The sequence below is a fragment of the Pseudalkalibacillus hwajinpoensis genome, from assembly GCF_039851965.1.
Lineage (GTDB): Bacteria > Bacillota > Bacilli > Bacillales > Guptibacillaceae > Guptibacillus > Guptibacillus hwajinpoensis_E.
The window spans coordinates 384174-398106 of record NZ_CP156674.1 but is presented as its reverse complement, the minus strand read 5'-3'; the positions used below and the strand labels follow the sequence as shown (position 1 = coordinate 398106).

General features: G+C 43.8%; 12 protein-coding genes. 11 read left to right on the top strand and 1 reads right to left on the bottom strand.

Annotated features, from left to right (window positions below; translation table 11 throughout):
* Window positions 1-104 precede the first annotated feature (104 nt).
* From ABFG93_RS02005 to hfq, 5 genes are all read left to right on the top strand, one after another.
* On the top strand, window positions 105-653 hold the full coding sequence (locus tag ABFG93_RS02005) for an outer spore coat protein CotE (RefSeq protein ID WP_347550306.1): 549 nt from the start codon (window positions 105-107) through the stop codon (window positions 651-653).
* Between the two features lie 287 nt (window positions 654-940).
* The gene (mutS, locus tag ABFG93_RS02000; RefSeq protein WP_347550305.1) at window positions 941-3547 is read left to right on the top strand and encodes a DNA mismatch repair protein MutS; all 2607 of its coding nucleotides are present in this window, start codon (window positions 941-943) and stop codon (window positions 3545-3547) included.
* Window positions 3548-3568: 21 nt separating this feature from the next.
* The gene (gene mutL, locus ABFG93_RS01995) at window positions 3569-5437 is read left to right on the top strand and encodes a DNA mismatch repair endonuclease MutL (RefSeq protein WP_347550304.1); all 1869 of its coding nucleotides are present in this window, start codon (window positions 3569-3571) and stop codon (window positions 5435-5437) included.
* A gap of 42 nt (window positions 5438-5479) precedes the next feature.
* The gene (gene miaA / locus ABFG93_RS01990) at window positions 5480-6424 is read left to right on the top strand and encodes a tRNA (adenosine(37)-N6)-dimethylallyltransferase MiaA (RefSeq protein WP_347552725.1); all 945 of its coding nucleotides are present in this window, start codon (window positions 5480-5482) and stop codon (window positions 6422-6424) included.
* A 46-nt stretch (window positions 6425-6470) separates the two neighbouring features.
* Window positions 6471-6704, top strand: a complete 234-nt coding sequence (gene hfq / locus ABFG93_RS01985) for an RNA chaperone Hfq (protein ID WP_347550303.1) — start codon at window positions 6471-6473, stop codon at window positions 6702-6704.
* A 64-nt stretch (window positions 6705-6768) separates the two neighbouring features.
* Here the strand turns inward: hfq and ABFG93_RS01980 are convergent, their stop codons facing one another.
* On the bottom strand, window positions 6769-7749 hold the full coding sequence (locus ABFG93_RS01980; RefSeq protein ID WP_347550302.1) for a tyrosine-type recombinase/integrase: 981 nt from the start codon (window positions 7747-7749) through the stop codon (window positions 6769-6771).
* Window positions 7750-7875: 126 nt separating this feature from the next.
* On the opposite strand from ABFG93_RS01980, the gene ABFG93_RS01975 reads away from it, so the two are divergent.
* The 6 genes from ABFG93_RS01975 (at window position 7876) to glnA (ending at window position 13672) form a co-directional block, all read left to right on the top strand.
* On the top strand, window positions 7876-8061 hold the full coding sequence (locus tag ABFG93_RS01975; protein ID WP_224600068.1) for a cold-shock protein: 186 nt from the start codon (window positions 7876-7878) through the stop codon (window positions 8059-8061).
* A 13-nt stretch (window positions 8062-8074) separates the two neighbouring features.
* The gene (locus ABFG93_RS01970; RefSeq protein ID WP_347550301.1) at window positions 8075-8431 is read left to right on the top strand and encodes a hypothetical protein; all 357 of its coding nucleotides are present in this window, start codon (window positions 8075-8077) and stop codon (window positions 8429-8431) included.
* 94 nt (window positions 8432-8525) lie between these two features.
* Window positions 8526-9449 (top strand): stage V sporulation protein K, encoded by a 924-nt coding sequence (spoVK, locus tag ABFG93_RS01965; protein WP_347550300.1) that lies wholly within the window; start codon window positions 8526-8528, stop codon window positions 9447-9449.
* Between the two features lie 55 nt (window positions 9450-9504).
* Window positions 9505-10767: a GTPase HflX gene (gene hflX, locus ABFG93_RS01960; protein WP_347550299.1), complete on the top strand. Its 1263-nt coding sequence runs from the start codon at window positions 9505-9507 to the stop codon at window positions 10765-10767.
* A gap of 12 nt (window positions 10768-10779) precedes the next feature.
* Complete coding sequence (locus ABFG93_RS01955; RefSeq protein WP_347550298.1) at window positions 10780-12045, top strand: aminotransferase class I/II-fold pyridoxal phosphate-dependent enzyme; 1266 nt, start codon at window positions 10780-10782, stop codon at window positions 12043-12045.
* Between the two features lie 289 nt (window positions 12046-12334).
* Window positions 12335-13672 carry a type I glutamate--ammonia ligase gene (gene glnA / locus ABFG93_RS01950; protein ID WP_347550297.1) on the top strand — a complete coding sequence of 446 codons (1338 nt, stop codon included), beginning with the start codon at window positions 12335-12337 and terminating at the stop codon, window positions 13670-13672.
* The last annotated feature ends 261 nt before the right edge of the window (window positions 13673-13933 follow it).

Below are 13933 nucleotides of genomic sequence, written 5' to 3'. Positions count from 1 at the left end.
GTATGGGTGTTTTACTTCCACTTAAGGGTGGGGAAAAAAAAAGGCACACTAGTCATCTGTCATGCATAGGATGAGAATGAAGATTGGAAGAGGAGGTATGATCGATGTCAGAGGATTACAATTACAGAGAGATATTCGCCAAAGCTGTATGCGGAAAAGGGCGTAAATTTTCACAGGATACAAATACAGTAACACCAACACACAGACCTTCAAGTATACTCGGTTGCTGGATTATTAACAATGAGTTCAAGGCGAAGAAGCATCATGACTGTGTCATCGTAGAAGGCTCTTATGACATTAATATCTGGTATTCATACAGCCATAACACAAAAACAGAAGTAGTAACAGAAACAGAAAAATACCATGAAGAAATTCCTCTTCGCTACAAGGATAAAGACTGTGTGGCTGATGAGGTTGTAGCGAAAGCAATTCAAGAGCCGAACTGCCTTGAGGCGACAATTGCTCCGAATGGTAATAAGATTATCGTTCAAGTTGAGAGAGAATTTCTCGTAGAAGTCATCGGAGAAACAAAGATTTGTGTATATGTAAATCCAGATGGTTGTGAAGATGATGAAGACTGGGATTATGATGTAGATGATGAAGAATTTGAAGATCTTGATCCGAACTTTTTAATTGGTGATCTTGAAGAATAGCTGCGCCAGGAAGAAGAAAACCTTCTTCCTGGTTTTTATTTTGAATTACACAAAAAGTGTTTCACCTTAACGGGTTCCAACTTCCTGCGGATTTTACCGGGCCCCCTCCGCTTTTCTGATCTAGCTGCAGTGGCCAGCCCCTCCGGCACTTCACCTTCCAATCTGACCACAAAGAGCGTGTTCAATTTGGAAGATTCCAGTACCGGTCGGGTCTAAACGGCCACTTCCGCTTTTTAAATATGCTATACTATTACCTGAATAGAATTGTAGATTGGTGGAAAATTATCATGGCTCGATATACCCCTATGATGGAACAATATCTTAGAATTAAGGCAGAGTATCAGGATGCCTTTTTATTTTTTCGTTTAGGCGATTTTTATGAAATGTTCTTTGAGGACGCGATGCGCGCTTCGAAGGAATTGGAAATTACATTAACTAGCAGAGATGGTGGCGGGGAAGGGCGCATTCCAATGTGCGGAGTACCGTACCATTCTGCTGAAAATTATATATCTCAGCTCGTAACAAAAGGGTATAAGATTGCGATTTGTGAGCAAACGGAAGATCCGAAGCAGGCAAAAGGCGTTGTGAGACGAGAAGTGGTACAGCTGATTACGCCGGGTACGGTGATGTCGGATCATTTGATTAAAGAAAAAGAGAACAACTATATTGTTGCCATTTCTTCATTTGACGATGACACATTTGCGCTTGCAGCCAATGATTTAACGACCGGTGAAACGATGGCGACGATTTTAGCTGGGGACCACCACGAGGTGATTGGTGAGCTTTCAAACCTTGCTCCACGTGAAGTGATTCTTGCGAGTGATAGTGAGGCCTTATCAGAAGCGATTCAGGAGCGAATGACGGTAACGGTATCAATTGAGGATAATGCATCGATTCCAGAATCGGTCAAACAGCTCAGCAATCATATCGATCAGCCAAAGCTTATAAGCGTATTTGGCCGACTCCTTCACTATTTGATCCGGACGCAGAAGCGGTCAATGGACCATCTTCAGCCTTTAAGACATTATCATGTGTCTCAATATATGAAGCTTGATGTGAATTCAAAACGTAATCTTGAGCTCGTTGAAACGATTCGTGATAAAAAGCGGACAGGTTCTCTCGTCTGGTTCCTCGATAGTTCTGTTACTGCAATGGGCGGTAGATTGCTAAAGCAGTGGGTGGAGCGTCCCCTGCTACAGCAGCGAGAAATTGAGAAGCGACAGGAACTTGTTGAAACGCTCATGAAGCAATTTTTTGAACGGGAAACCATCCGGGAACAGCTTCAAGGTGTGTATGACCTAGAACGTCTTGCAGGTAAAGTTGCGTTCGGCAATCTAAATGCAAGGGATCTTGTACAGCTTCGCAAATCACTTGAGAAGATTCCAGAGATTAAACAGGCGGTTCTTTCGCTTGATAATCCATACGCAAAGGAACTTGGCGAAGAAATCCTCCCATGCCAGGATCTTGTTGAGTTATTACAGGAAGCAATTGAAGATAACCCACCTCTTTCTGTGAAGGAAGGGCAAATGATGCGAGACGGGTATCATGCTGATCTTGATAAATACCGGGATGCGAGCCGAAATGGGAAGGATTGGATTGCTGCCTTGCAAATGCAAGAGCGCGAGCGTACTGGGATTAAGTCACTTAAAATCGGTTACAACAAGGTGTTTGGCTACTATATCGAAGTAACACGATCAAATCTTCCTCATTTACCTGAAGGACGATATGAACGAAAACAAACGCTTTCGAATGCGGAACGTTTTATTACTCCGGAGCTAAAGGAAAAAGAAACGCTTATCCTTGAAGCGGAAGAAAAAATTGTGGATCTGGAATATAATTTGTTTGCAAATTTACGTGAAGAAGTAAAAGCATATATCCCAGAGCTTCAGCAGCTTGCGAAGAAAATCAGTGAGCTTGACGTTCTTCAATCATTTGCGGTTGTAAGTGAAGAGAACCGTTTCACAAAGCCACTCTTTTCAAAAGAACGAAAAGTGGCCGTAGAAGGCGGGCGTCACCCTGTCGTTGAAAAGATGCTAAAAGGAAGAGAATATGTTGCGAATGATGTGATGATGGATCGCGATCGGGAAATTCTCTTAATCACTGGACCGAATATGAGTGGGAAAAGCACATATATGAGACAGCTTGCGCTGATTTCCATCCTCGGACAAATTGGGTGTTTCGTGCCAGCTGAGTCAGCTGTATTGCCCGTATTTGATCAAATTTTTACGAGAATTGGTGCAGCAGACGATCTAGCGGCAGGACAGAGCACGTTTATGGTTGAAATGCTTGAAGCGAACTATGCAATTACGCGGGCAACGCAGGATAGCTTAATTCTGCTTGATGAAATTGGTCGTGGCACATCGACGTATGATGGAATGGCGCTAGCGCAGTCGATTATTGAATACTTGCATACTGAAGTAAGAGCGAAAACGCTATTCTCGACACATTACCATGAGCTGACAACTCTAGAAGAAGAGCTTACGAGAGTAAAGAACGTTCACGTAAAAGCCGTTGAAGAGCAGGGCAGGGTTGTCTTTCTTCACCGTGTTCATGATGGTTCAGCGGATAAAAGCTATGGGATCCATGTGGCACAGCTTGCGAATCTACCAGATGCGCTCATTAAGCGTGCGGAAGCGATTCTGACAGAGTTAGAGGCTGAACCTGAGCCAGCTGCCCAAGCTGAACCGGCAAGGAAAGCTGAAACAAAACCAGAAAAAGTTGTGGAGCAGGATGAAGCACAGCTTGCTTTTTTTGATGAAGGAAAGGCAAGTAAGCCGTCCAGAACCCCTGTTGAAAAAGCGATTTTAGATCGCCTGAAATTGGTCGATATTATGGAAATGACGCCTATGGACGCCATTAATACGCTTTATGAGCTTAAAAAACAGCTAAAATAGGAAGAAAGACAGGTGAAACAAATGGGAAAGATCGTACAACTTGATGATCAGCTTTCGAATAAAATAGCCGCCGGTGAAGTGGTTGAACGGCCGGCCTCAGTCGTAAAGGAACTGGTCGAGAATGCGATTGATGCAGAGAGCAGTGAAATTACGGTTGAAATAGATGAAGGCGGTCTTTCCAGCATTCGCATTGTTGATAATGGGACAGGAATGGATGAGGAAGACTGCAAGCTCGCTTTCTTCCGTCATGCGACGAGTAAGATTAGAAATGAACGGGACCTGTTTCAGATTGAAACGCTCGGGTTTCGTGGTGAAGCCCTTCCAAGTATCGCCGCTGTTTCCCATCTGGAGCTTAAAACGTCAACAGGGGAAGCGGCAGGAACTTACGTAAGAATTGAAGCGGGGAAAGTCGCCGAATTTAAAGCAACGGATAGTCGTAGAGGGACTGAAATGACAATAACCGGACTTTTCTATAACACCCCGGCGCGTTTAAAGCATATGAAAACGGTCCATACGGAACTGGCAAATGTTGCGGACGTCATCAACCGGCAGGCGATGGCGCATCCAGACATCGCGTTTCGTTTTTACCATAATGGGAAAAAGCTGCTTTCTACAACCGGGAATGGTGATCTTCTCCAGGTGATTGCAGCAATTTACGGCTATAACACAGCGAGAAAAATGCTTCCATTAAGCACAGAAACAATTGATTTTAATGTGACAGGATATGTAGCAAAGCCGGAGTTAACCCGTGCGTCTCGACAATACATTTCATTAGTCATAAATGGGCGTTATATCAAAAACTACACGCTTACGAAGGGGATTCAGCAGGGCTACCATACGCTGTTACCAATTGGCCGCTATCCGATTGTCGTGCTGCATATTAGAATGAATCCGACGCTTATTGATGTAAACGTCCACCCTTCTAAGCTTGAAGCCCGCATTAGTAAAGAACAGGATCTTGCGCTTGCTATCGAGAATGCGATCAAGGGGATATTTAAGAAAATTGAACTTATTCCTGAACAAAGCTTGCTGAAGCAAAAAGAACCTGGAAGCGAGCAATCTTCTTTCCGTTTTCAGCACGCAGTGAAAAAGGAAGAGAGCGTACAGGAACCAATTCGTGTGAAACCTGATCCAGCCTCGGATCACGGTCATATGCCGTCGTTTAACAAGACTTTCACGGAGGAACCATTTAGTGTGAAGGAAGAGTTGAAAACAGAGCAGTATGAACCGGCTGTTCCCGATCGGAAGCAGAGAGATGAGCTTGAGATGGCAATGGACTATGTGAAGGAAACGAAAGAGGATGAGATGCGGATTCCGCCTCTTTATCCTATCGGTCAGATGCATGGCACGTATATTCTCGCACAAAACGAGAATGGGCTTTATATCATTGATCAGCATGCTGCACAGGAGCGAATTAAATATGAATTTTACCGAGAAAAAGTAGGTGAAGTTGATCCTGAAGTGCAGGAACTGTTGGTTCCATTTACACTAGAATACAATACGTCAGAATCGGCAATCATTGATAATCGGATCGAGGATCTCGCGAAGGTTGGGGTGTTTCTTGAATCATTTGGGCGCAATAGCTACATGGTTAGCGCTCATCCTGTATGGTTCCCAAAAGGGGCTGAACAGACAACGATCGAGGAACTGATTCAGGAAGTAGTTGATAGCCGCACAATTGACGTTAAGAAACTTCGTGAAGAAGCTGCGATTATGATGTCATGTAAAAAATCGATTAAAGCCAATCGTCATTTGCGCGATGATGAAGTGTTTACACTTCTTGAAACTCTGCGAAAGTCGATTGATCCTTACACATGCCCGCATGGAAGACCGATTATTATCCACTATTCCACTTATGAGATGGAGAAAATGTTTAAGAGGGTCATGTAACGAGCAAAATGAGAAAAGATTGAAGGAAAGTACGTGAGTGAAATGATGAAAGAACCGACACAGAAACTTGTCACTGTTCTCGGTCCAACCGCAGTAGGAAAAACAAAGACGAGTATTGAGCTTGCGAAAGCGCTAAATGGTGAGATTATTAGCGGTGACTCAATGCAAATTTATCGAGGCATGGATATCGGGACTGCAAAGGTAACCGGAGATGAGATGGAGGGGATTCCTCACTATCTCATCAACATCAAAGATCCGATGGAAAGATTTTCAGCAGCTGAATTTCAAACGTTAGCCACTGACCTCATTACTGATATCAATAGAAGAGGTAAAGTGCCGATTATTGCAGGTGGCACTGGCCTCTATGTGAAGTCAGTCACGCATCAATATGCTTTCTCAGAAGCGAAGGAAGATCCTGAGTATCGTCAGAAGCTCGAGGAGATCGCAGAAGAAGAAGGTCCTGTTCAGTTTCATCATCGACTTGAAACCATCGATCCAAAAAGTTACCATGTCATCCATCCAAATAATGTGAGAAGAGTAATTCGAGCGTTAGAAGTGTACTATGTGACAGGGGAACCTTTGTCAGCTTCGAAAGACGCCCTTCCTGAGCACTCACCTTACAATCTCGTAAACATCGGTCTTACAATGGATCGTGAGGCACTTTACAACAGGATTAACAAAAGGGTCGATCTGATGATGGAGGACGGCTTGCTTGAGGAAGCGCAGCGTTTGTATGCAGCGGGTGTACAGGAATGCCAATCCGTTCAGGCGATCGGCTATAAAGAAATCTATCGCTTAATCGAAAACCGTGTTTCGTTTGAGGATGCTGTGAACGAGTTGAAACTGAACTCCAGAAGGTATGCCAAACGTCAATTAACCTGGTTTCGCCATCAAATGGAGATCGATTGGTTTGACATGACAACTGATCGTGCAGAAAAAATCCAAAAAATCTTACAGGTTGTTGCAGGAAAGTTAGCAGAAAACTAGAAATATAGTTATTGAATGCCTTTAGAGAAAAAGAGGAGGACTGACAATGAAGCAGCAAATTAACATCCAGGATCAATTTTTAAATCAATTGAGGAAAGAAACCGTTTTTGTAACGGTCTATCTGTTAAATGGATTCCAGCTTAAAGGGACGATTAAAGGATTTGATAATTTCACGATTATCCTTGAGTCCGATGGTAAACAGCAGTTGATTTACAAACACGCGATTTCTACTTTCGCTCCACAGCGATCAGTTGAAATAAATTTCGAATCTGACAAGTAAAACATTAGTCCCCCGTTCTGACTGAAGCAGGACGAGGGGCTTTTTCATTTTCTTAAAATGTCAATTACGAAGTAAAAGCCTGTTTTTCGGTGTAATCAAAGTATCGTTTCAACGTTAAGTCTGATTTCATACCAAATTGAGTACGAAGTTGATCAATCGATCGATCGTTTTTAATCGCTTTTATTACACATGTTCGTCTCATATGCTGCGCTGATATACCTTTACGTAAGCCGGCGCGCTGTACTTCGAGACGGATCATTTTTTGAACAGCGATTTCCGATAATCGTTTTGGGCGATCCACCTCATAACTCCAGCGGTACGTCTGGCGCTGGAAGTCGAATGCAACGAAAAGAGGGTCATCACTATTTAATCGTGGTCTTACAGGTGCAGGTACTGTTTTATAATAAGAAAATAGAATTTTCTTGTGATCCGGCTCAAGGAGAACCGTCCTAATTCCATAAGCGGATTTAGCGATAAGTTCATTTTGTTCGAAAGAAACGTCTTTCATGGAAAGCCCGCATAATTCTTGTAGCGTTAGGCCATACGACATAAACAGATGAGCAATGATAAGGTTACGATCGATCAGAAGATCCCTTGCTCTTAGCTGGTTTTCAGTTAAGTCGTCTAAAGAGACGACCGTTTTCAAAAGCTGCTCACATTCTTCCTCAAGGAGAAAGTCAGTATCAACGTACCCGGAATCACCAGTGGTTGGAAGTACAACTTCTTTCATTGGATTGTTCTTTGTTCGATTCAACGACATATAATAACGATATACTTGATTTAGGACAGTCATAATGCGCTTGAGTGTGCGCTCGGAATAGTGACGCTCAATATGCAGGAAGCGAATGTATTCCTGGAGCTGACTGGGCGTCAACTGGCTAAAGCTTGTGAAATCGATTGATTGGTGAAATGTGCGCAACCACATTGAAAAATCGACAAGGTCATAGCGGTAACGCCGAATCGTTGAATTCCTGCGCCCCTTACGTTCGAGCGAGTGAAGGTATTCTTCCAGGAAGTCAGGAAGCGGCTGTTCGAAGAGCTCCATCTTATTACCTCCTCTATTTACCCCATTATAACAAAACTTGGGATTGGTCGCCCGGGATGTCGGGTTACATGTTTTTGGTTTTTTTGGAAATACTAATGGTAACCAAATAGAAAAGGAGCGGTTAAAATGGCTTTTTTCTCAAAACAGCAGCAAGAACCAATACCAGAAGTAGATACTGACGTCTGGTCTTGTTCGAGTGGAGATTGTGCAGGATGGATGCGGGCAGACTATTCTTTCTCTGACACCCCGGCATGCCCGTTGTGTGGTGCAGAAATGATGAGTGAAGTACGAAACCTCCCAGAAATCAAATAAATGGAGGAATATTATGAATAAAATTGTAGAAAAAGTAATGAGTAAAGCAGAACAGTTAGTCAGTGTCACAAAGGCTTCTGGAAAGGGAAAGCATGTTGTGCCCCAGCAGCGTTTTAGTAGTATCTTTAAAGAGTTGCCAGGAGTGCAAAAGAAAGAAACCAGCCATTTACACGTTCGTTTTAATCACTATACGCTTCAAGAAGGAGAGGTATTCATCCGAATACTTGAACGGTCGGATGGGCATTTGCTCGAATTGGATGTGACTGAAAAAGGGGAATTGCTTCATCACTATAGGGCTTATCAGAAGAAGCGCGGAGAACAGAAAGTAACGATACCGGATGCCTTAGTAGATCGGATGGTCATTAGTTAAACACTCTTAAAGGAGTGTTTTTCTTTTGGGCGTTTGTCACGGTTTGCAACTGTCTGCGTATAATATCGTGTCAGAATAAAGCGAGGTGAGCAGCTTGCAGCATTCCGTAACACAGCGTAAAAGCCAGATCAATATTGTGCTGCGTCAAACTGAAGGAAAACAGGAAGCCGCGGACGAGGCCCTCAGCGAAGCCGCCAAAAAACATATTCCGCTCGAACGCATTCAGCAGGAGATGGAGCAGTTAATTGGATTAAAAGAAATGAAATACTTATTAAAAGAAGTATACGCGTGGCTTTATGTGAATAAATGCCGAGAGGAAAACGGTCTAAAGCAGAATACCCAGGCGCTTCACATGATGTTTAAAGGCAATCCAGGGACAGGAAAGACGACGGTCGCTCGCCTGCTTGGCACCCTTTTTCTTGAAATGAATGTGCTCTCGAAAGGGCATTTGATCGAAGTAGAGCGGGCCGATCTTGTCGGTGAGTACATTGGCCATACCGCTCAAAAGACGAGAGAGCTTGTAAAAAAAGCAAAAGGCGGCATTCTTTTTATTGATGAAGCCTACTCACTTGCACGCGGCGGTGAGAAAGACTTTGGGAAAGAAGCGATTGATACGCTCGTGAAGGCGATGGAGGATTACCATAAAGATTTCATTTTGATTCTAGCCGGCTACTCAGAGGAAATGGAGTATTTTCTGTCGCTAAACCCAGGTCTGCCATCCCGTTTTCCGCTTGTGATTGATTTTCCGGATTATTCAAATGAACAGCTGCTTGAAATTGCGAAAAAGATGGCTGCAGAACGTCAATACCGTTTCTCAAAAGAAACCGAGTGGAAGTTGAAACAAAGTTTTATTAAAAAGCGCGAACAGGAAACGGCTGCTTTTAGTAACGGGCGCTTTGTTCGTAATATTATTGAGAAGGCGATCCGTAAACAAGCCGTTAGACTTCTCCAGGCGGATGTAATTGATCGGTCAGCCCTTGAGCTTTTATTACCTGAAGACATCCCTATAGAAGATTAAAAGCCATTCTGGTATGATTAGATCAGACTGATTGATAAAGGCAGGGAACGAACTTTTGAATAAAGAACGTATTGAGGCAGCTGAACCGGCCATTTTGATCGGAACTCAGCTTCAAAACCAAACCGATGAGCAGTTTGCTTATTCGATGAGCGAGCTTGCGGCTTTAACAGAAACGGCGGGCGGCGTTGTTGAAGGATCACTCTCACAAAAGCGAGAGCGCATCCATTCTGCTACGTATATAGGAAAAGGTAAAGTGGAAGAACTAGCAGAGCTAATTGAAGAGAAGGAAGCTGGCATTGTCATCTTTAATAGTGAGCTTTCACCAAGTCAGCTTCGCAATCTCTCAGAAGTGCTTGATGCGAGAGTCATTGATCGCACGCAGCTTATTCTGGACATTTTTGCACAGAGAGCGAGATCAAGAGAAGGCATGCTTCAGGTTGAGCTTGCTCAGCTTCAATATATGCTGCCACGCCTTGCAGGACAGGGAACGTCCTTATCAAGGCTTGGTGGCGGTATTGGAACAAGAGGACCGGGTGAAACCAAGCTTGAAACGGATCGCCGCTACATTCGTAACCGCGTCACCGACTTAAAGAAACAGCTTGATCATACAGTGAAGCACCGTGAACAATACCGTGCGAGACGTAAGCGAAACGAAGCGCTTCAGGTTGCCCTTGTCGGTTATACGAATGCGGGCAAATCAACGATTTTTAATCGCTTAACAAATGCGAACTCCTATGAAGAAGACAAGCTGTTTGCAACCCTTGATCCAATGACAAGGCAGCTGAAGCTTCCGAACGGCTACAATGTCCTGTTGACGGATACAGTTGGCTTCATCCAAGACCTTCCGACGACACTTGTAGCATCATTTAAATCAACACTTGAAGAAGCGACGGAAGCAGATCTAATTTTACACGTGATCGATGCGTCTCATCCTGATCGAGAGCGTCATGAGGAAATTGTTCTTAAGCTGCTGAAGGATTTAAAAGCTTCACATATTCCGGTTCTAACAGTATTTAACAAAATCGACCGAGCAGATCCCTCTGTTCAAAGCAGCGTCAATGAACAGATCCATATTTCTGCCTTGAAACAGGCTGATTTAAAGCGACTGAATGAGCGATTGCAGGGAGAGGTTCTAAAGCAGATGGAGTACTTCTCGATCGCGATCCATGCTGATCAGGGAGACAAGCTTGCGTATTTGCAGCGAAACACGGTTCTTATCGACCGCACATGGGATGAAGAGAAAGACCACTACAGATGTAAAGGCTACGCCCCGAAACATCTTTACGAACGAATCGTGAACGAGTGGAACAACGACTAGGAGTAGACAACTATGTTTAATCATTTTACGCATCAAGACGAACTGAATAAATTATCGATCACTGTTGAAGAAAAAATCCAGCCGGTTCATCGTGCTATTGATGAAATTGTTGAAGCGAATCAATATCGCGTTCTGCAGGCCTTTCATCAAAATAGAATCAGTGATTTCCATTTCACACCTTCAACAGGATACGGCTATGATGATGATGGAAGGGATACGCTTGAAAAGCTTTTTGCGAATGTATTCGGCGGGGAAGCGGGGCTTGTAAGACCGCAAATTGTTTCCGGTACACATGCGATCGCGACAGCTTTATTCGGCGTGCTCCGTCCGTTCGATGAGCTCCTTTATATAACAGGTGCGCCTTATGACACGCTTGAAGAAATTGTTGGTAAACGAGGTAGTGGTAATGGGTCTTTAAAAGACTTTCAAATTGGCTACAGAGATATTCCTCTAGCTGATGGTGCGATTGATTTTGACGCCGTACGTAAAGCCATGACGGATAAAACGAAAGTGATCGGCATCCAGCGCTCGAAAGGGTATGCGAACCGCCCATCCTTTACAATTAATGAGATAGAAGAAATGATCTTATTTGTTAAATCGATTAAGGAAGATGTCATCGTATTCGTCGATAACTGCTACGGTGAATTTGTTGAGGAGCAGGAGCCGTGCCACGTCGGGGCGGATTTAATCGCTGGCTCACTTATTAAAAACCCAGGAGCTGGCATCGTTAAAACCGGTGGTTATCTAGTTGGTAGGGACGATTTAATCGAGCTTTGCGGCTATCGCCTTACCTCTCCCGGGATTGGAAGAGAAGTCGGTGCGTCCCTATATTCACTTCAGGAGATGTTCCAGGGCATCTTCCTTGCTCCGCACACAGTCGGTCAAGCTGTGAAGGGGGCTGTTTACAGCTCAGCACTTTTAGAAGCAGCAGGCTTCAACACAACGCCTGAATGGGATAGTAAACGGACCGACCTAATCCAATCTGTTCAATTTAATGACAGAGAGCGAATGATTGCATTCTGTCAGGCAATTCAATCCGCGTCACCTGTCAATGCACACGTTCGTCCTGAACCTGCTTATATGCCGGGATATAAAGATGATGTGATTATGGCTGCGGGAACATTTATTCAGGGAGCAAGTCTCGAACTATCTGCTGATGGCCCCTTAAGGCCACCGTACGTTGCTTATGTTCAGGGGGGATTAACGTACGAACATGTGAAAATCAGCATCCTTACAGCAGTGGATGATTTGTTAACAAAAGGTTTAATAACCGTTTAATCAGGTAAGTGGTCAGAGGTGTATTGCATCTCTGACTATTTTATTGTTCTAAAAATCATGTCAGGTTATCTTACATACTTTAACACGATGACGTGCAAGCTATTGTATAGTGATAGTAAGTGAAGAAGGGAGCGGCAATTACGAATGTTCTTTTGATTCTGAATTTTGAGAGCAGTTTAGATTGCCCGTACATGACAAGTCGAGCAGTAGGCCTCCTGAGCGATCATTCGCGCAGATTGTCCAGCCGATTCACTAAATCTTTTTATTTCTTAAGGAGGATTCATTTTACATGGCGAACAATTTCACAGCAGACGATATTAAGAAAATGGCGCAGGACGAGAACGTTAAGTTTATTCGCTTGCAGTTTACTGATCTATTAGGGATTATTAAGAACGTTGAAATCCCGGTTGATCAGCTAGAGAAAGCTCTTGATAATAAAATGATGTTTGACGGTTCTTCAATCGAAGGGTTTGTACGTATTGAGGAATCTGATATGTACCTATATCCTGACCTTAATTCCTGGGTTGTTTTCCCGTGGTCATCTGAAAAAGGAAGAGTCGCACGCCTTATCTGTGATATCTACAGCCCTGATGGAACACCATTCGATGGGGATCCTCGTTCAGTTCTAAAACGCGTTCTTAAAGAAATGGAAGAGCTAGGTTTCTCTGATTTCAACATTGGACCTGAGCCAGAATTCTTCCTATTCAAAATGGACGAAAACGGTGAGCCAACGCTTGAACTTAACGATAAAGGTGGATACTTTGACCTTGCACCGACGGACCTTGGTGAAAACTGCCGTCGCGATATCGTGCTTGAGCTTGAAGACATGGGCTTTGAAATCGAAGCATCTCACCATGAGGTAGCACCTGGACAGCACGAAATCGACTTTAAATATGCTGATGCGATCACAACCTGTGATAACATCCAGACGTTTAAGCTTGCGGTTAAAACAATCGCCCGTAAGCACGGTCTTCATGCAACGTTTATGCCTAAGCCTTTGTTCGGCGTAAACGGATCTGGTATGCATGCGAACATGTCTCTCTTCAAAGACGGAGAAAACGCATTTTACGATCCAAAAGACGAGCTTGGCCTGAGTGAGACAGCTCGCCAATTCATCGCAGGAACAATGAAGCACGCTGAAGCGTTCACAGCGATTACAAATCCAACAGTTAACTCATACAAGCGTCTCGTACCTGGATACGAAGCACCTTGTTACGTAGCATGGTCTCTTCGTAACCGTAGCCCACTTATCCGCGTACCAGCTTCACGCGGAATCAGTACACGTATTGAAGTGCGTAGCGTCGATCCATCTGCAAACCCGTACCTTGCAATGGCTGTTCTTCTTGCAGCTGGTCTTGACGGCATCAAGAACAAAATGACGCCACAAGCTCCAACAGAACGCAACATCTACGTGATGGATAAGCAAGAACGCGTAGAAGAAGGCATCACAGACCTTCCAGCTACACTTCATGACGCACTTGAAAAGCTTAAGCAAGACGAAGTACTAATGGCAGCATTAGGCGACCACGCTTCTGAGCACTTTATCGAAGCGAAAGAAATCGAGTGGGACATGTTCCGTACGCAAGTACACCCTTGGGAACGTGAACAGTATATGACGACTTATTAAGAGCCAAACCCCTTGACATGACTGATGTTGAGGGGTTTTTCTTTTTGGTCAAAAGCACTTTTTCTTGTAAGTGGTTGTTTTGACCAAAAGATTGACCAAAATCACTTCAAAATATTCTTCATGTATTCCTCGTATTTTTCCAGTGTATTTGTCTCGATTTTTTTACTAAACCCAATCGAGGTCTGGACATAGTTCATATCAGCACCGGCTTCTAAAAGTAAAACGGCATGAGTATGGCGAAGAGAGTGAGATAGGTAAGTT